This window comes from Streptomyces sp. NPDC032822, from assembly GCF_055578825.1.
In genome coordinates this window covers 89,933-106,261 of the sequence record NZ_JBVIOL010000006.1, presented here as the reverse complement: position 1 = coordinate 106,261, position 16,329 = coordinate 89,933, and the positions used below count along the sequence as shown (strand labels likewise).

Annotated in this window: 14 protein-coding genes and 1 tRNA gene; 8 read left to right on the top strand and 7 right to left on the bottom strand. The window is 70.8% G+C overall.

Annotated elements, in window-relative coordinates; genetic code table 11:
* Nucleotides 1–42: 42 nt before the first annotated feature.
* Together ACZ5VD_RS18530 and ACZ5VD_RS18525 are read right to left on the bottom strand one after the other, a co-directional pair.
* A complete protein-coding gene (locus ACZ5VD_RS18530; RefSeq protein ID WP_468682722.1) occupies nt 43–2,571 on the bottom strand; it encodes an ABC transporter permease in 2,529 nt (842 codons plus the stop codon).
* A complete protein-coding gene (locus ACZ5VD_RS18525; protein WP_468548854.1) occupies nt 2,571–3,395 on the bottom strand; it encodes an ABC transporter ATP-binding protein in 825 nt (274 codons plus the stop codon). Before ACZ5VD_RS18525 ends, ACZ5VD_RS18530 begins: the two co-directional genes overlap by 1 nt.
* A 475-nt stretch (nt 3,396–3,870) precedes the next feature.
* Between ACZ5VD_RS18525 and ACZ5VD_RS18520 the strand changes: the two genes are divergently transcribed.
* The 3 genes from ACZ5VD_RS18520 (at nt 3,871) to ACZ5VD_RS18510 (ending at nt 6,418) form a co-directional block, all read left to right on the top strand.
* Nucleotides 3,871–3,954, top strand: a tRNA-Leu gene (locus ACZ5VD_RS18520).
* Nucleotides 3,955–4,146: 192 nt separating this feature from the next.
* Entirely contained in the window at nt 4,147–5,325 is a 1,179-nt protein-coding gene (locus tag ACZ5VD_RS18515; protein ID WP_468682721.1) for a 4-hydroxybenzoate 3-monooxygenase, read from the top strand.
* Nucleotides 5,326–5,521: 196 nt separating this feature from the next.
* On the top strand, nt 5,522–6,418 hold the full coding sequence (locus tag ACZ5VD_RS18510; protein WP_468548852.1) for a Bax inhibitor-1/YccA family protein: 897 nt from the start codon (nt 5,522–5,524) through the stop codon (nt 6,416–6,418).
* Between the two features lie 83 nt (nt 6,419–6,501).
* Here the strand turns inward: ACZ5VD_RS18510 and ACZ5VD_RS18505 are convergent, their stop codons facing one another.
* Nucleotides 6,502–6,732: a DUF4287 domain-containing protein gene (locus tag ACZ5VD_RS18505; RefSeq protein WP_030040937.1), complete on the bottom strand. Its 231-nt coding sequence runs from the start codon at nt 6,730–6,732 to the stop codon at nt 6,502–6,504.
* A 104-nt stretch (nt 6,733–6,836) separates the two neighbouring features.
* Here ACZ5VD_RS18505 and ACZ5VD_RS18500 point away from each other — a divergent pair, with 104 nt between their 5' ends.
* Nucleotides 6,837–7,148, top strand: a complete 312-nt coding sequence (locus ACZ5VD_RS18500; protein WP_468548851.1) for a hypothetical protein — start codon at nt 6,837–6,839, stop codon at nt 7,146–7,148.
* A 70-nt stretch (nt 7,149–7,218) separates the two neighbouring features.
* Here ACZ5VD_RS18500 and ACZ5VD_RS18495 read toward each other — a convergent pair whose 3' ends face one another.
* From ACZ5VD_RS18495 to ACZ5VD_RS18485, 3 genes are all read right to left on the bottom strand, one after another.
* Nucleotides 7,219–8,001 carry a hypothetical protein gene (locus tag ACZ5VD_RS18495; RefSeq protein ID WP_468549209.1) on the bottom strand — a complete coding sequence of 261 codons (783 nt, stop codon included), beginning with the start codon at nt 7,999–8,001 and terminating at the stop codon, nt 7,219–7,221.
* A gap of 299 nt (nt 8,002–8,300) precedes the next feature.
* The gene (locus ACZ5VD_RS18490; RefSeq protein WP_468548850.1) at nt 8,301–9,521 is read right to left on the bottom strand and encodes an acetyl-CoA C-acetyltransferase; all 1,221 of its coding nucleotides are present in this window, start codon (nt 9,519–9,521) and stop codon (nt 8,301–8,303) included.
* 196 nt (nt 9,522–9,717) lie between these two features.
* Complete coding sequence (locus ACZ5VD_RS18485) at nt 9,718–10,740, bottom strand: SGNH/GDSL hydrolase family protein (RefSeq protein WP_468682720.1); 1,023 nt, start codon at nt 10,738–10,740, stop codon at nt 9,718–9,720.
* A 161-nt stretch (nt 10,741–10,901) separates the two neighbouring features.
* On the opposite strand from ACZ5VD_RS18485, the gene ACZ5VD_RS18480 reads away from it, so the two are divergent.
* Nucleotides 10,902–12,290, top strand: a complete 1,389-nt coding sequence (locus tag ACZ5VD_RS18480) for a cystathionine beta-synthase (RefSeq protein WP_468548848.1) — start codon at nt 10,902–10,904, stop codon at nt 12,288–12,290.
* Nucleotides 12,291–12,682: 392 nt separating this feature from the next.
* On the opposite strand, the gene ACZ5VD_RS18475 is transcribed toward ACZ5VD_RS18480, so the two are convergent.
* Nucleotides 12,683–13,111 (bottom strand): hypothetical protein, encoded by a 429-nt coding sequence (locus ACZ5VD_RS18475; RefSeq protein ID WP_468549208.1) that lies wholly within the window; start codon nt 13,109–13,111, stop codon nt 12,683–12,685.
* A gap of 173 nt (nt 13,112–13,284) precedes the next feature.
* Between ACZ5VD_RS18475 and ACZ5VD_RS18470 the strand changes: the two genes are divergently transcribed.
* The 3 genes from ACZ5VD_RS18470 (at nt 13,285) to ACZ5VD_RS18460 (ending at nt 16,318) form a co-directional block, all read left to right on the top strand.
* Nucleotides 13,285–13,995 carry a TetR/AcrR family transcriptional regulator gene (locus tag ACZ5VD_RS18470; protein ID WP_468548847.1) on the top strand — a complete coding sequence of 237 codons (711 nt, stop codon included), beginning with the start codon at nt 13,285–13,287 and terminating at the stop codon, nt 13,993–13,995.
* Nucleotides 13,996–14,114: 119 nt separating this feature from the next.
* Nucleotides 14,115–14,756, top strand: a complete 642-nt coding sequence (locus ACZ5VD_RS18465; RefSeq protein WP_468548846.1) for a thermostable hemolysin — start codon at nt 14,115–14,117, stop codon at nt 14,754–14,756.
* A complete protein-coding gene (locus ACZ5VD_RS18460; protein ID WP_468682719.1) occupies nt 14,753–16,318 on the top strand; it encodes an AMP-binding protein in 1,566 nt (521 codons plus the stop codon). The genes ACZ5VD_RS18465 and ACZ5VD_RS18460 overlap by 4 nt, the downstream gene beginning before the upstream one ends.
* Nucleotides 16,319–16,329: the final 11 nt, after the last annotated feature.

Below are 16,329 nucleotides of genomic sequence, written 5' to 3'. Positions count from 1 at the left end.
GCCCCGTTCCTCGACCAGGAACGGGGCCCGACTGCCGTACGGCTACTCGGACTTGATGGCCGCCAGCATGTTCAGCCGGGCCGCCCGGCGGGCCGGCCACAGGGCCGCCAGGACGCCCACCGTCGCGGCGAGGAGGAGGAAGAGGGCCATCCTCGCCCACGGCAGGACGAGTTCGTACGTCGACATGCTCGTCCCGATGAGTTCGCCGGCCGCCCAGCCGAAGAAGACGCCGAGGCCGAGGCCCAGCACTCCGCCGAAGAGGCAGATGACCAGGGACTCCAGGCGGACCATCCGCTTGATGCCCTTGCGGTCCAGGCCGATCGCGCGGAGCATGCCGATCTCCTGGGAGCGTTCGAAGACCGACATGGCCAGGGTGTTGATGACACCGAGGACCGCGACGAGCACCGCCATGGCGAGCAGGCCGTAGAGCATGTTCAGCATCAGCGTGAACATCTGCGCGATGTCGTTGGAGAGGTCCTTCTTGTCCTGGACCTTGATGGCCGGGTTGGTGCCGAGGGCCTTCTCCAGCTTGTCCTTCGTCGCGCTCGACGTGCCGTCGGACGTCTTGACCATCACCTGCATGTCGGCCGGGTCGCTCAGGTGCGGGGTGAGGGTGGCGTTGTCCAGCATGATGCCCTGGATCATCTCGTTGCCCTCGTACACGCCCGCGACGGTCAGCTTCTGCTTCTTGCCGTCCTCGTAGGAGACGGTGAAGCTCGAACCGGCCTTCCAGCCACGCGACTTCGCCGTCCTGTCGTCGATGACGACGTCGCTGCCGCCGACCTTGAAGGAGCCGCTGTCGACCTTGAGGTCGGTGAGCCGGGCGATGGTGCCGCCCGTGACACCGGTGAGGTACTCGGTCTCGCCGCCGATGCGGGAGGGCGCGTTGCGCAGCGGGCTGGTGGCGGTGACGCCGTCGACCCGCTCCAGCTTCTTCGCGACGTCCGGGGAGAGCTGGTTGCCGTTCGCCATGGAGACCACGTAGTCCGCCTTGATCGCGGACGCCGCCATCTTGTCGATCGACTTCTGCAGGCTGCCCGCCATCACCGTCATTCCGGTGATCAGGGTGAGGCCGATCATCAGCGCGGACGCGGTGGCGGCCGTGCGGCGCGGGTTGCGCACCGAGTTCTGGCGGGCCAGCTTGCCCGAGACGCCGAACACCCGCAGCACCGGGGCGGTGGCCGCGATCAGCGGGCGGGACAGCAGCGGGGTCAGGATGAACACGCCGATGATCAGGAGGACCGCGCCGAGCCCCATGGGGGCCTGGCCGTCCGAGCCGGACATCGTCGTCGCCGCGAGGACGACCGCGACGCCCGCCGCCGAGAACAGCGCGCCCAGTGTGTTGCGCAGCACCAGCGACTTGGTGGTGGCCGCGGCGTGCAGGCTGCTCATCGCCGCCACCGGCGGGATCTTCGCCGCCCGGCGGCCCGGCAGCCAGGCCGCCAGCATGGTGACCAGGATGCCCACCGCGAGGGCCGCGCCGACCGTGCCCGGCGTGATGACCAGCGGGCCGTCCGGGACGGTCGCGCCGAGCGTGCCCATCAGGGACCGCAGCCCGGCCCCGATGCCGATACCGGCGATCAGACCGGTCACCGCGGCGACCACGCCGACCACGAACGCCTCGATGAGCACGGAGCGGGTGACCTGCCGGCGCGAGGCGCCGACCGCCCGCAGCAGCGCGAGTTCCTTGGTGCGCTGGGCGACCAGCATGGTGAAGGTGTTGGCGATGATGAACGTGCCGACGAAGAGCGCGATGCCCGCGAAGACCAGCAGGCCCTGCTTGAGGCCGGACATCGAGGCGGAGATCATCTTCGCCTGGGCGTCGGCCAGTTGGCGGGCGGTGGTGGTCTCGACGAGGTCCTTCGGCAGCGCCTTGTCCAGCTCCGCCTTCAGCGCCGCCTGGCTGACACCGGGCTTCGCCTTGACGTCGATCTGGTCGAACGTGCCCTTCTTGCCGAACAGTTGCTGGGCCGAGGCGGTGTCGAAGAGGGCGAGGCTGCCGCCGGCGGCGACATTGCCGTCGTCGGTGGTGAAGATGCCGGTGATCTTCGGGTCGAGGACCGGGCCGTCCACCGAGATCCGCACGGTGTCGCCGACCTGGTACCCGGCGCGCTTGGCGGTCTCGGAGTCGATGAGGACCTCGTTCGCGCCGCTCGGGGCGTGTCCCTCGGCCAGCGGATACCGGGGGTCCTCGGCACCCCAGTAGTTGCCGCCCTGGGACTGGAAGCCGCCGCCGATCAGCTTGCCGTCCTTGTCGGCCATGGCGGTGAAGCCGTTGACCACGCCGATGGCGGAGGCGGCCCCCGGCACCTTCGCGGACTCGTCGAGCAGGGCCTGCGTCAGCTCGGGCTCCTTGCCGACGGTGTCGCCCTCACTCTCCTGGTACGTGGGCTCCACGGCCACGTCGACCTGGTCGAAGCCCTTGGCCGAACTCTTCTGGTAGGCCTCGGAGATGGTGTTGGTGAAGACCAGGGTTCCCGACACGAAGGCCACGCCGAGCATCACGGCGAGGACGGTCATCAGGAGCCTTGCCTTGTGCGCGAACACGTTGCGCAGGGCAGTGCGGAACATCAGCTGGTACGGCCCTTCGCGTCGAACTCGGAGGTCTGGGAGCCCGCGGCGGAGCCGCGGGTGTTACCGCCCCCGGGAAGATGCCGCATGAAGTCGAGAACCTTGTCGGCCGTGGGGCCGTACATCTCGTCGACGACCCTGCCGTCCGCCAGGAACACCACCCGGTCCGCGTAGGCCGCGGCCACCGGGTCGTGGGTCACCATCACCACGGTCTGCCCGAGCTCCCGCACGGAGTTGCGCAGGAAGCCCAGCACCTCGGCGCCGGAGCGCGAGTCGAGGTTTCCGGTCGGCTCGTCGCCGAAGATGATGTCGGGCCGGGAGGCGAGCGCCCGGGCGACGGCGACGCGCTGCTGCTGGCCGCCGGAGAGCTGGGAGGGACGGTGACCGAGCCGGTCGGCGAGGCCCACCATCGCGATGACGGAGTCCACCCACTGCTTGTCCGGCTTGCGGCCCGCGATGTCCATCGGGAGCGTGATGTTCTCCATGGCCGTCAGGGTCGGCAGCAGGTTGAACGCCTGGAAGATGAAGCCGATCTTGTCCCGCCGCAACTTGGTGAGCTGCTTGTCCTTCAGCGAGCCGAGCTCGGCGTCGCCGATGCGCACGGAGCCGGAGGAGAAGGTGTCGAGGCCGGCCACGCAGTGCATCAGCGTGGACTTGCCCGAGCCGGAGGGGCCCATGATCGCGGTGAACTCGGCCTGCCGGAAGTCGACGGAGACCCGGTCGAGGGCGACCACCTGGGTCTCGCCCTGTCCGTAGATCTTCGACAGATCCGTGGCGCGCGCGGCCACGGCGGTGGCCCGGCCGGCGATGGATGCGGTGGTCACGAGAAGGCACTCCAGGTGGACGAGGTGTGATCGGAGGGACGACACCCATCGTCTCGGCCGCGGAGGGCCGTGTAGTCACCCGTTGTTCCGGTTCCGAGGACAGTCTCGGGTCGGACCTCACCCCGCGCCGTCATACCTGGGGATGACCACCACCCCTGAGGAAGGTCATACCCGAGGTCATGGGGAGGGCCAGGGGAAGGCCCTGCGGAAGGTCATGTGCGCGAGCACGGGGACGGGCACGGGGACGGTCACGTCGAGAACAGGTGGAGCGTCCTCGTTCAGACGGTGAAATTCCGTCATTCCGCATGCGCGGCCGTCGGTCGCGCGACAGGCTGTTGGCAAGTGCGGATGGACTGTTCCATGGGCTGATGCACCCTCAGACGTCAATAAAATAAGACAACATCGGGCCGTCCATCCGCTGATCGAGGGACGTATCCCGATAGGCTCGGGACCTTCGACGCGGAGCCCTCGGCCTGCCCGGATGGTGGAATGCAGACACGGCGAGCTTAAACCTCGCTGCCCCTTCGCGGGCGTGCCGGTTCAAGTCCGGCTCCGGGCACTTCCGACACCTGCACCGTCCATCGAAGACTCCAACCGCGCGACCGTTGACAGCGGACGTATGGCGGTCGGAGACTCATGTGCGCAGGATAGTGAAGAAAACTTCACCACGCGAACAGCGTAAACAGCGCGCACGGTATGAACGGCGCGCCCGGTAGGCACAGCCGTACCGTACGAACAGAGAGGGTGCCCCATGCGCGCCACCGTCGGCATCATCGGAGCGGGCCCCGCCGGCCTCCTCCTCGCCCGGCTGCTCCACAACGCCGGCATCGACTCGGTCGTCCTGGAGAGCCGCGACCGTGCCTACGTCGAACAGCGGCAGCGGGCCGGAATCCTGGAGCAGGGCACGGTGGACGTGCTGCGCGCGGCCGGTGCCGGCGAACGCCTGGACCGCGAGGGGCTGCGCCACGACGGCATCGAGCTGCGGTACGCCGGGAAACGCCACCGCGTCGACTTCCCCGCCCTCACCGGCGGCCGGTCCGTGACGGTCTACGCCCAGACCGAGGTGTGCAAGGACCTCATCGCCCTCCAGATCGAGGAGGGCGGGCCGCTGCTGTTCGAGACCGAGGCGCTGGCCGTCGAGGGCGCCGAGACCGACAGCCCGCGCGTCCGCCTCCGCCGTGCGGGCGGCGAGGAGGACGTCCTGGAGTGCGACTACGTCGTCGGCTGCGACGGCTCCTGGGGCGTGGCCCGCAAGGCGATCCCCGCCTCGGTGTCCCGGACCTTCGAGCGGACGTACCCCTTCGGCTGGCTCGGCATCCTCGCCGACGTCCCGCCCTCCCACGACGAGCTGGTCTACGCCCGGCACGACCGCGGCTTCGCCCTGCTGTCCATGCGCTCCCCGTCCGTCTCCCGCCTCTACCTCCAGGTGCCCGAGGGCACCGACGCCGAGGCGTGGCGCGACGAGGAGATCTGGGACGAGCTGGAGCGCCGCTTCGCGACCGACGACGACTGGCGTCTGGCGCGCGGTCCCGTCACCCAGAAGTCGGTCACCCCGATGCGCTCCCACGTCCACGAGCCCATGCGGCACGGCCGCCTCTTCCTGGCCGGTGACGCCGCCCACATCGTGCCGCCCACCGGGGCCAAGGGCCTCAACCTCGCCGTCGGGGACGTCGTCACCTTCGCGAGGGCCCTGACGCACGAGAAGGAGACCGGTTCGGCGGAGCTGCTCGACGCCTACTCCGCGACCTGCCTGCGCCGCGTCTGGCAGGCCGAGCGGTTCTCCTACGACATGACGACACTGCTGCACCGGGCCCCCGACGCCACTCCCTTCGAGGACCGCCTCCAGCTGGCCCGCCTGGAGCGGATCACATCCTCCCGGGCCGCCGAGACGGACCTCGCCGAGGGCTACACGGGCTTCGCGTTCGACTGAGCGCCCCGGGCGACCTCCCGGGCCCTCGGCCCGCCGCCGGCCTCCGGGCCACCCCTCGGGTGTCGGGAATCACCCGCCCGCGTAGCGTGTTCCCGACCAAGACGAGGGAAAGATCCTCCCCAAGCACTAGGGTCATTCCTTTGCCTACCTATTACTCTTGAGCCAAGGCCACGCAGGGTGGCCATGGAGGAGTGAAATGAGGAGCAGCAACCCGGTCTTCTCGCGACGGGGGTTCAGCCGCGACAACGGCTACGCGGGCTTCAACACCGCGCCGCAGGCCGGGGGCGCAGCCGTGGGTACCCAGGGCACCCCGTCCGCGCAGCCGCAGGCCGGCAACCCGTACGCGCAGAACCCGTACGCGCAGCAGGACCTTCAGCAGGGCGCACCGCCGCAGGCCCCGGCCAGTACCCGGGGCATGACGATCGACGACGTCGTCCTGCGCACCGGCACCACCCTCGGCGTCCTGATCGTCACGGCCGCGCTCTCCTGGGCGCTGCTGCCCATCGACGACGCGAACATCAGCCGGTCGTACGGCATCGGCATCGGTGCCGCGCTGATCGGCATGGTCCTGGCCTTCGTCCAGTCCTTCAAGCGCAAGGCCTCGCCCGCGCTGATCCTGGCGTACGCCGCCTTCGAGGGCGTGTTCCTCGGAGTCGTCTCCAACATCGTCGACAACCGCATCGCGGACGGCGCGGCCATGCAGGCCGTGATCGGCACCATGGCGGTCTTCGCCGGTGTGCTGGTGGCCTACCGGGCCGGCTGGATCCGCGTGAACCGCCGGTTCTACGGCTTCGTGATGGCCGCCGCGCTCGGCTTCGTCCTGCTGATGGCGGTGAACCTGCTGTTCGCCGTCTTCGGCGGCGGTGACGGCCTCGGCTTCCGCAGCGGCCCGCTCGGCATCATCTTCGGTGTCGTCGGCATCCTGCTCGGCGCCTGCTTCCTCGCCCTCGACTTCAAGCAGGTCGAGGACGGCATCGCCTACGGTGCCCCGAAGGAAGAGGCGTGGCTGGCGGCCTTCGGCCTGACGCTGACGCTGGTCTGGATCTACATGGAGTTCCTGAGGATCATCGCGATCCTCAACAGCAGCGACTAGCGCGCCGCGACCGTCACGGAAGGGCCCCGGGTGTGCGTCACCCGGGGCCCTTCGACGTGTGCGGGAGTCGTCTCCGTGCGCGCCTAGGCGAACTTGCGCGCGGCCCTCCTCAGGTCGTACTCGTGGATGATCGCCTTCGCGTGGCCGTACGCGAGGTTGTGCTCGTGGCGGAGCCAGCTGACCTTCTCCTCGAAGCGGAAGAGGGAGGGGCCTTCTTCTACGGTGCGGAGCCAGTCGGACACTTCACGACCGGTGCAGTGAGGGATGCGGGCGAGCATGTTGCGGTGGGTCTCCTCGGAGAGGACGTGGGACATCGGCGCCTCCGGACGCAAAGGGGATGTAAGCCGGTCCTTCAGGTCACCGTGCCTGAGCGTTCGCCTGTTGGCAACAGTCCCGCAGCGGCGCGTAGGCTCGCGCCGTGGTGGATACGACGCGTCTGACCCGAGCCGTGGATCACTTTGCCGACCGGTTGCGCGCGGCGCCGCAGTCCCGACTGCAACGGGGCGCCGCCGCGGAGGCGCTGGGACTGGCCAGGGAGTTCGCCTGCCGGGCCCAGCGGGTGGAGGAGCCCGGCGCCGAGCCGCGGGAGATGCCGGACGCGGGGATGTTCGCCGCGGCCGACCAAATCACCGTCGCCGTACATGACTTGGCCCTCGTACTGACGGACGAGGACCAGGTCGACGAGGCTGTGCGGTTGGTGGAGGAGGCGCAGAAGCGGGCGGGTGTGTGAGCCCGGCCCCCGGTCCGGGTCTCGGCTCCGGCCCCGACTCCGGGTTCCGGTGCCGGCTCCGGCGTCGGCTCTAGAGGGACGCTATGACCCGGTCCGCCAGGATGTACACGTTCTCCTCGCCGCAGGCGAAGGTCAGCGTGTAGGCGCCCGAGATGCCGGAGCCGCCCAGCAGGGTGGGGGTCTCGCCGGCGTTCAGGGCCGCGGCCAGGCGTTCCGCCGTCTCGCGGTGGCCCGGGGTCATGCAGAGGGTGGTGCCGTCGGCGAAGACGTAGACGTCGAGGGTGCCGAGCGGGCCCGGGCGGACGTCGGCCAGCTCGGTCCGGGACGAGGCGAGCTCCTCCAGGGTGGCCACCGTGCGCTCGTGGTCGTTCACGATCGGCGAGGAGACCGGCACGAAGTCCGGGTGCGAGGGGTGGCGGCGGCGGGCCGCGGCCAGCTCCGCGGACTCCCCGGCGAACTCGTCGGCGTCCGCGCCGGACTCGGTGACCGGCTCCAGGTGCTCCAGACCCACGAAATCGGCCTGCCTGGGCAGGAACAGCTCGCTGTCGGGAAGACCCAGCAGCGAGGGCGCGTCGGAGGCGTCACGGGCCTCCTGGGCGGCCCAGAACGCCCGCGCCTCGGCGAGCTCCCGCTCCCGTTCCTCGGCGAGCGCCTCGGCCACGGCGGCACGTATGCCGTCGACGTCGGCGGAGCTGCGGGCGGCCGGTACGAGACCCCGCGCGGCGGCGGCGTTGTTCTCGACGAGCTCCGCGTGCAGGGCGGCGAACTGTCGGCGCAGCACCATGAGGGTGCGCAGGACGGCGACGCCCACGGCACCGGTGGCGGCCGTGGTGACCAGCAAGGCGATCGGCATGGCGCTCACTGACGTACTCCCGGTTCAAAGTCGACCCCCGACTTCCTACATCAGCTTGAAGGGCGGACTAACCCGCTGTCAGTGCGTAACGTCACGAAACGGACAGGACTTTGGGCCCGGTGGATAGGGCTGAAGTAGGTCTGACCTGCGCGAATCCCTTTTCGAAGGGAGATAGGTCACATCCTGGGGGAGATTGGATCACAAATAGGCCCGGAACCCTGGTGGTTCAAGGGTTCCGGGCTCAAGGGTGACGCTGGGTCTCCGTACGGCTACAGCGGGTTGACGCCGTGGCCGGTCGGTCAGCTCAGGCGCTCGATGACCATCGCCATGCCCTGACCGCCGCCGACGCACATCGTCTCCAGGCCGAACTGCTTGTCGTGGAACTGGAGGGAGTTGATGAGCGTGCCGGTGATGCGGGCGCCGGTCATGCCGAAGGGGTGGCCGACGGCGATGGCGCCGCCGTTGACGTTCACCTTGTCGAGGTCGATGCCGAGGTCGCGGTAGGAGGGGATCACCTGGGCGGCGAACGCCTCGTTGATCTCGGCCAGGTCGATGTCGTCGATGGTGAGGCCGGCCCGGCGCAGGGCCTGCTGGGACGCCTCGACCGGGCCGAGGCCCATGATCTCGGGGGAGAGGCCGGAGACGCCGGTGGAGACGATGCGGGCGAGCGGGGTCAGGCCGAGCTCGCGGGCCTTGGTGTCGCTCATGACGACGACCGCGGCGGCGCCGTCGTTCAGCGGGCAGCAGTTGGCGGCGGTGACCAGGCCGTCGGGGCGGAAGACCGGCTTCAGGCCCTCGACGCCCTCCAGGGTGACGCCGGCGCGCGGGCCGTCGTCCTTGGAGACGACCGTGCCGTCCGGGAGGGTCACCGGGGTGATCTCGCGCTCCCAGAAGCCGTTCTTGAGGGCTTCCTCGGCGAGGTTCTGCGAGCGGACGCCGAACTCGTCCATGTCCCGGCGGGTGACGCCCTTGATGCGGGCCAGGTTCTCCGCGGTCTGGCCCATCGCGATGTAGGCGTCCGGCACGAGGCCGTCCTCGCGCGGGTCGTGCCAGGAGGTGCCCTCCTGCTGCGCGACCTCGGCGGTGCGGGCCTCGGCCTCGGCGAAGAGCGGGTTGTGCGTGTCCGGGAGGCTGTCGGAGTTGCCCTTGGTGAAGCGGGAGACCATCTCGACGCCGGCCGAGATGAAGACGTCGCCCTCGCCGGCCTTGATGGCGTGCAGGGCCATGCGGCTGGTCTGGAGCGAGGACGAGCAGTAGCGGGTGACGGTACAGCCGGGCAGGTGGTCCATCCCCAGCTGCACGGCGACGATCCGGCCGAGGTTGTGGCCCTGCTCGCCGCCGGGCAGACCGCAGCCGAGCATCAGGTCCTCGATGTCCCGCGGGTCCAGCTCGGGGATCTTGGCGAGGGCGGCCTGGATGATCGTGGCGGTCAGGTCGTCCGGGCGCAGATCCTTGAGGGAGCCCTTGAAGGCGCGGCCGATGGGGGAGCGGGCGGTCGAGACGATGACGGCTTCGGGCATGACGGCTCCAGACAAGCAGGGGCGGCGCGTAGCGCCTCGTTGAGGGGCGGTGGTCGGGCGGCGGGTGGGAGTACGGGCGGGGCGGGGCGGGGCTGAGCTGGTGGTGCGGGCAGTGGGCGGGCAGGGCTGTGTGGGAAGTTACCCGTACGTATGGCCTCGGTCACGGGTCTGGCGGTGTGACTCTGGCCGCAATTTACTAAGCGCTTGCTTGGGTCTCGGGCTCCGTCACCGACACCCGCCGCCGCCGACGCCGCTTGAGCAGTGCCCAGGGCCCCTTGGGGCCCGTCGACATCGCGGCGGCGACCTCCGTGCCCGCCTCCGACGCCGCCTCCGCGGCGGCCCGCGCCACCGGCAGGAAGCCCTCGCGGCGGGAGGCGTCCGGACGCTCCTCCTCGGCCGGCCACAGGCCCAGCGCGGCGCACACCGACGGCAGGACGGCCATCGCCGCCGTGGCGTAGCCCTCCGCCGAGGGGTGGTAGTTGTCCGGGCCGAACAGCTCTCGCGGGTTCGCCGCGAACTCGGGCCCCAGCAGGTCGCCGAGCGAGACCGTACGGCCGCCCTGCTCGACCGCGCCGATCGTCTGGGCCGCCGCCAGCTGTCTGGAGGTCCGGCGGGCCAGCCAGCGCAACGGCTGCTGCACCGGCTCGATGGTGCCCAGGTCGGGGCAGGTGCCCACGACGACCTCCGCGCCGGCCGTGCGCAGCCGTCGTACCGCCGCCGACAGATGGCGCACCGAGCGGGTGGCCGGCATCCGGTGGGTCACGTCGTTCGCGCCGATCATGATCACGCAGACGTCGGGGAACCGGGCCGGATCCGCCAGGGCCAGGCCGACCTGGCGGTCCAGGTCGTCGGAGCAGGCCCCGGGGGAGGCGACGTTACGGAGTTCCACCGGGCGTTCCGCCACCGCCGCCAGGCCCGATGCCAGCAGCGCGCCCGGTGTCTGGCCGCCCCGGTGGACGCCCTGTCCGGCGGCCGTGGAGTCGCCCAGCAGCACCAGGCGCAGGGCCGGTTCGCCGGGAAGGGTGTAGGAACTGCCGTACCGCCCCTCCGCCTGTGGGACGTGCGGTGACGTCCCGTTGCCCACCTGGCGTTTGGCCAGTTGCATCTCCGCCAGCAGCAGCCCCATGGCCGCCGCCCCGACCAGCCCGATCCCGCCGCCGCCGTACGCGGCCCCGGCCGCGATCCGCCGGGCCACCCTCGCCCTCGACATGTGCGTCATGCGCCGCCGCCACCTCCTCGTGTCCGTACAACCACTCCTTGCCCCGTACGGACGGTCGCCCAATCTCAACGGGGAGTGAACGACCGTCAAGGGTCGCGGAGAGGCCATAGGCTGGCGGAACCAATCACGACCACTTCTTTTGCAAGCATCCGGAGACAACGGTGCAATTCCACGACTCGATGATCAGTCTCGTCGGCAACACCCCGCTGGTGAGGCTCAACAGCGTGACCAAGGGCATTCGGGCAACCGTCCTGGCCAAGGTGGAGTACTTCAACCCGGGCGGTTCCGTGAAGGACCGCATCGCCCTGCGCATGATCGAGGCGGCGGAGGAGAGCGGCGCGCTCAAGCCCGGTGGCACGATCGTCGAGCCGACCAGCGGCAACACCGGTGTCGGGCTGGCCATCGTGGCCCAGCAGAAGGGGTACAAGTGCGTCTTCGTGTGCCCCGACAAGGTGAGCACCGACAAGATCAACGTGCTGCGTGCCTACGGCGCCGAGGTCGTCGTCTGCCCCACCGCCGTGGACCCCGAGCACCCGGACTCGTACTACAACGTCTCCGACCGGCTGGTCCGTGAGACGCCCGGCGCGTGGAAGCCCGACCAGTACTCCAACCCGCACAACCCGCTCTCCCACTACCACTCGACCGGCCCCGAGCTGTGGGAGCAGACCGAGGGGAAGATCACCCACTTCGTCGCGGGCGTGGGCACGGGAGGCACCATCTCCGGGACGGGCCGCTACCTGAAGGACGCGAGTGACGGCCGGGTGCAGGTCGTCGGCGCGGACCCCGAGGGTTCCGTCTACTCGGGCGGATCGGGACGGCCGTACCTCGTCGAGGGGGTCGGTGAGGACTTCTGGCCGACCGCGTACGACCGGACCGTCGCCGACGAGATCGTCCCGGTGTCCGACAAGGACTCCTTCCAGATGACCCGCCGGCTGGCCAAGGAGGAGGGCCTTCTGGTGGGCGGCTCCTGCGGGATGGCCGTCGTCGCCGCGCTGCGGGTCGCCGAGCGGCTGGGCCCGGACGACGTGGTCGTCGTGCTCCTCCCCGACAGCGGGCGCGGCTACCTCAGCAAGATCTTCAACGACGAGTGGATGGCCGACTACGGCTTCCTCGCGGACGAGGGCCCCAGCGCCCGCGTCGCCGACGTGCTCGACGACAAGGTGCACGGCGCGATCCCGTCCCTCGTGCACATGCACCCGGACGAGACCGTCGGCCAGGCCATCGAGGTGCTGCGCGAGTACGGCGTCTCGCAGATGCCGATCGTCAAGCCCGGCGCCGGTCACCCGGACGTGATGGCCGCCGAGGTCGTCGGCTCCGTGGTCGAACGCGAGCTGCTCGACGCCCTGTTCACACAGCGGGCCTCGCTCGGCGACCCGCTGGAGAAGCACATGTCCGCCCCGCTGCCCCAGGTCGGCTCCGGCGAACCGGTCGGCGACCTGATGACCGTCCTCGGCGCGGCCGACGCGGCGATCGTCCTCGTCGAGGGCAAGCCGACCGGCGTGATCAGCCGCCAGGACCTGCTGGCCTTCCTGGCCAGGGGCGGGAAGTAGGGGCCGGGCGCCCTTCCGGGCGGGGAACGTCCGGCGAACCGGGCGTGGGCGAGGCGAACTTGCGGTTTCCCGCCCGCGTTCCCGCCCGGTTCCCCGTCCGGATCGTGGACTTCGCAGAAGTGGTACGAGCGCGTCACGTCCACGCAGCACACGCTTAACACGGGTCCGGCACATTGGTGGATGTCGGCAGGGCGGGAGCGGCTCCCCGCCCCGGCCGACACCAAAACGGCGTCACGGACCTCCGGAGCGGCTCCCGGACCTCCACCGACGCCTTGGACGCGCCGGCCTGGCCCTGACCCGGCCCGCGTCCTTCGCGGGGACCGCCGTCGTCCCGCCCCCCGGCAACGGGGGTGCGGCGGTCCCCGCGCAAGCTTTCTCCGAACGCCTCCCGGTCAGTCCTCCCAGTCGCTGTCCTGGGAGGAGCGTGGGCGCCGGCCGCGGAACAGGCCGGGGTTGCTGCGGGCGGCCTGTACGGCGTTGACCCCGACGATGCCGATCCAGGCGACCAGCAGGCCCGGGAGATGACCCACGCCGCCGCCGATCGCGGACAGCGGGATCGCCAGCACCAGCGACACGATGCCGAAGCCGAAGCGCTCCCCCCAGGAGTCGGTGGGCTGCGGCGACCGGGAACCCCGGGCCGCCACCATCTGGTGTTCGGCCATCTGCCGTCGCACCCGGCGCTCCACCGCGCCGTCGATCCGCTGGTCGACCTTCTCCATGAACGAGTCGACCAGCGCGGACTCGTACTCCACACCCAGTTCCCTGCGCGCCTGCAGGGTGGCGTCGAGTTCCTTCTTGAGTTCGGTGTCCCGCGCGTCCATTCCGGTCATGAGATCCACGGTAGGCAGGCCGGCGTCCCGTCGCACTGGGGATATCCCCCCTCTTTGCGGGCCGTGCCGTGTGGAGCTGTCCGTGTGGAGCTGTGGTGGGGCCACCGGGGAGAATATTTGACCAAGTGTCGATATTCGACGAGTCGTCATCCATACTGACGCCCATGCGTACGGTTCAGAGGAAAGCCAAAGAGGTCGCCGAACGTGACCAGCTGCTGGTCCGGCTGGCGCTCGACATGGTCGAGCGGGACGGCTTCCACAATCTCACCCTCGGAAAACTGGCCGACCTGGCCGGGTACTCCAAGGGAACCATCTACAACCACTTCACCTGTCGCGAGGACCTGCTCATCGAGCTGTCCGCCGAGAGCGCCCGCCGGCAACTGCGCTACTACCAGGCGATCGCCGACCTGGCGTGGGGCGGTGTGCAGGCGCTGTACGCGCTGATGCTCGCCTACATGCGGCACGCGGAGGTGGCCCCGGTCCTGTTCGAGTGCAGCATCACCGCCCGCACCGACGCGGTGTGCGAGGCCGCGTCCGAGGCGCGGCTGAAGCGGCGTGACCTGGTCGAGGCCCAGATGGCCCAGGTGGTCGGCTCGGTCGTGGAGCGTGCGGTGGCCGAGGGGCCGTACGACAACCCGCGGCTGGAGCCCGCCGTGGCCGTCGACGCGCTGCGGTCGTACATCCTCGGCTACGCCGCGATGCACCTGCTCTCCCGCCGGTTCCTGTGGGCCGCGGAGGGCAGTCTCCGGGACCGGCTCCAGGTGCTGGCCGCCATGGTCGAGGGGCTCGGCTGGCCGCGGCTGGAGGCCGAGGAGCTGACGCAGATCCAGCAGGTCGTCAACGATGTGGTGGGTTCCGGTGCCGAGGGCGCGTGAGGGACGCCCACAGGTTCTTACTGCCCCCTTACTTGAACAGGGTGTCAAAAATTGACCAGTAGTCATAACGTGATGCGTGCCTGCCGGACACGAGCAGGCGACCGTGAAACGGAGGGGACATGCGCATCACGATCGCCCGCAGGGGGAGTGCCCTGTGGGAGGCATGCGGGGACCTGGCACGAACGCGCTACGCGCGGGACTACCAGGCCCGTATCGAGCCCTCGCCCGACTGCTACGTCGCCCTGACGCCCGACGAGGGCCCCGAGACGACACCGGTGGCCTGCGCGGGACTCACCTACGGCGGATCACGTCCGCTGCTCATCGAGAACTACTTCGGTGCCACCGCCGCCGACACCCTCGCCGAGCGGGCCGGCACGGTGTGCGAGCCGACCGCCCTGGTCGAGATCGGACCGCTGGCGTCCGTCGAGGCGGGAGCCGGGCTGGCGCTGGTACGGATGCTGCCCGCCCTGTGCTGGTGCAACGGCGCCGAGTTCATCATGTGCACCATCACCCGCCAACTGGCCGCCCTGCTGGCCCGCATAGGCATCCGCTTCACCCCGGTCACGCCGGCCCGCGAGGACCGGCTGCCCCCGGAGCAGCACGGCCGCTGGGGCACCTACTACGACGCCGGTCCCATCGCCGGATACGTCGACGTACGGCACTTCGGCGCGGAGATCAGCACCCGCACCGAACTGGGCTACCACCTCGCCGTCACCTGGGACCGGCCCGCGTCCCTGGCCGAGCCGGCGGGTGCGCGGTGAAGGCCGTCCTGGAGGCGCTGTACGCGCCCGGGAACCGGGACAGCACCCTCGTCGAACAGCTCTCCGACGACGGTTCGCCCCCGCGGACCCTCACCTACGGCGAGACGCGGGCCTGGAGCGAGGCGATCCGGCAGGTGCCGGCCGCCCGGGACACCCCCGCCGGGACCCCGGTCGGCCTGGTCGCGGGCAACGGCCCCGAGTGGGTGGCCGCCGACCTCGCGCTGCTCCTCGGGGAGTGGGTGGAGGTGCCGGTCCCGCTCGCCTTCTCGGCGGAGCAGGCCGCGTCCCTGCTGCGGAACGTCCGGGTGTGCCTGGTGGACGCGGCGGGCGCCCGCCGGATCGAGGAGTGGGGCCTGGCCGAGTCGGTGACCGTCATCGACGTCACGCCGTACCGGGCGGACGGGGCGGACGGGGCGGACGGGGCGAGTGACCCCGGGGTGCCGGGCGATGCCCCGGACGCGGCCGACCGCGTCGTCAAGATCATCCACACCTCGGGGACGACCGGTGCCCCCAAGGGTGTGCGGATCCGCGCCCACGGACTCGCCGCGCTCCTCGACTCGCTGCACACCGTCTGCCCGCCCGGCGTTTTCGACCGCTACCTCTCGCTGGTGCCCTTCAGCCTGCTGATCGAGCAGGTCACGGCCGTCTATCTGCCGATCCTGCGCGGCGGCCGCATGGTGCTGCTGCCCGACTCGGTCGCCCTGCTCGGCACCGCGGGCTCCCGGGCCGGTGACGCGCTGGAGTGGCTCGGTGCGGGCCGCCCCACCGCGGCGGTGCTGCCGCCCGCGGTGGTCAGCGCGCTGGACAAGGCGGTGGCCGGCAGCGGAGCCGACGCGGACACCCTGTTCGGGCCCGGCCGGCGGCCGTTCCTGATGGCCGGCGGCGCACCGGTCGACGCCGCCGCGCTGCTCCGCCTCGACGCGGCGGGACTGCGCGTCCACGAGGGGTACGGGCTGTCCGAGAACAGCTCGGTCGTCTCCTGGAACACCACCGCGCACTGGCGGCCCGGCACGGTCGGCCTGCCCCTGCCGCACTGCGAGGTACGGCTCTCCGACGAGAGCGAACTCCTCGTGAAGTCCACCTCCCTGTTCGCCGGTTACACCGTCGAGGACCCCACCAGCCGCCCGGTGGACGCCGACGGCTGGCTGCACACCGGCGACCGCGCCGAGATCGACCCGGACGGCAGCATCCGCATCCTGGGCCGGCTCAAGAACGTGATCATCACGAGCCACGGCCGGAACGTCTCCCCGGAGTGGGTCGAGGGCCGGCTGCGGACCTGCCCCGCCGTCGTCGACGCGGTGCTCTTCGGTGACGGCATGGAGTACCTCACCGCGCTGCTCGTCACCTCGGACGCCACGGCCGCCGCCGACGGAGCGGCGGTACGGCAGGCCCGCGCCTACGCGGCAGGGCACCTCGCGGAGACGGACCGGCCCGAGCACTTCATCGCCGTACCGGACGAAACGGCCCTGCGGGAGCGGTACTTCACCGTCACCGGGCGCCCCCGGCGCGACCTGATCCTCGCCGAACTCGTGCGGGCCGCCGAACCGGCCCGCGCCCACTGACCGCACCCGAC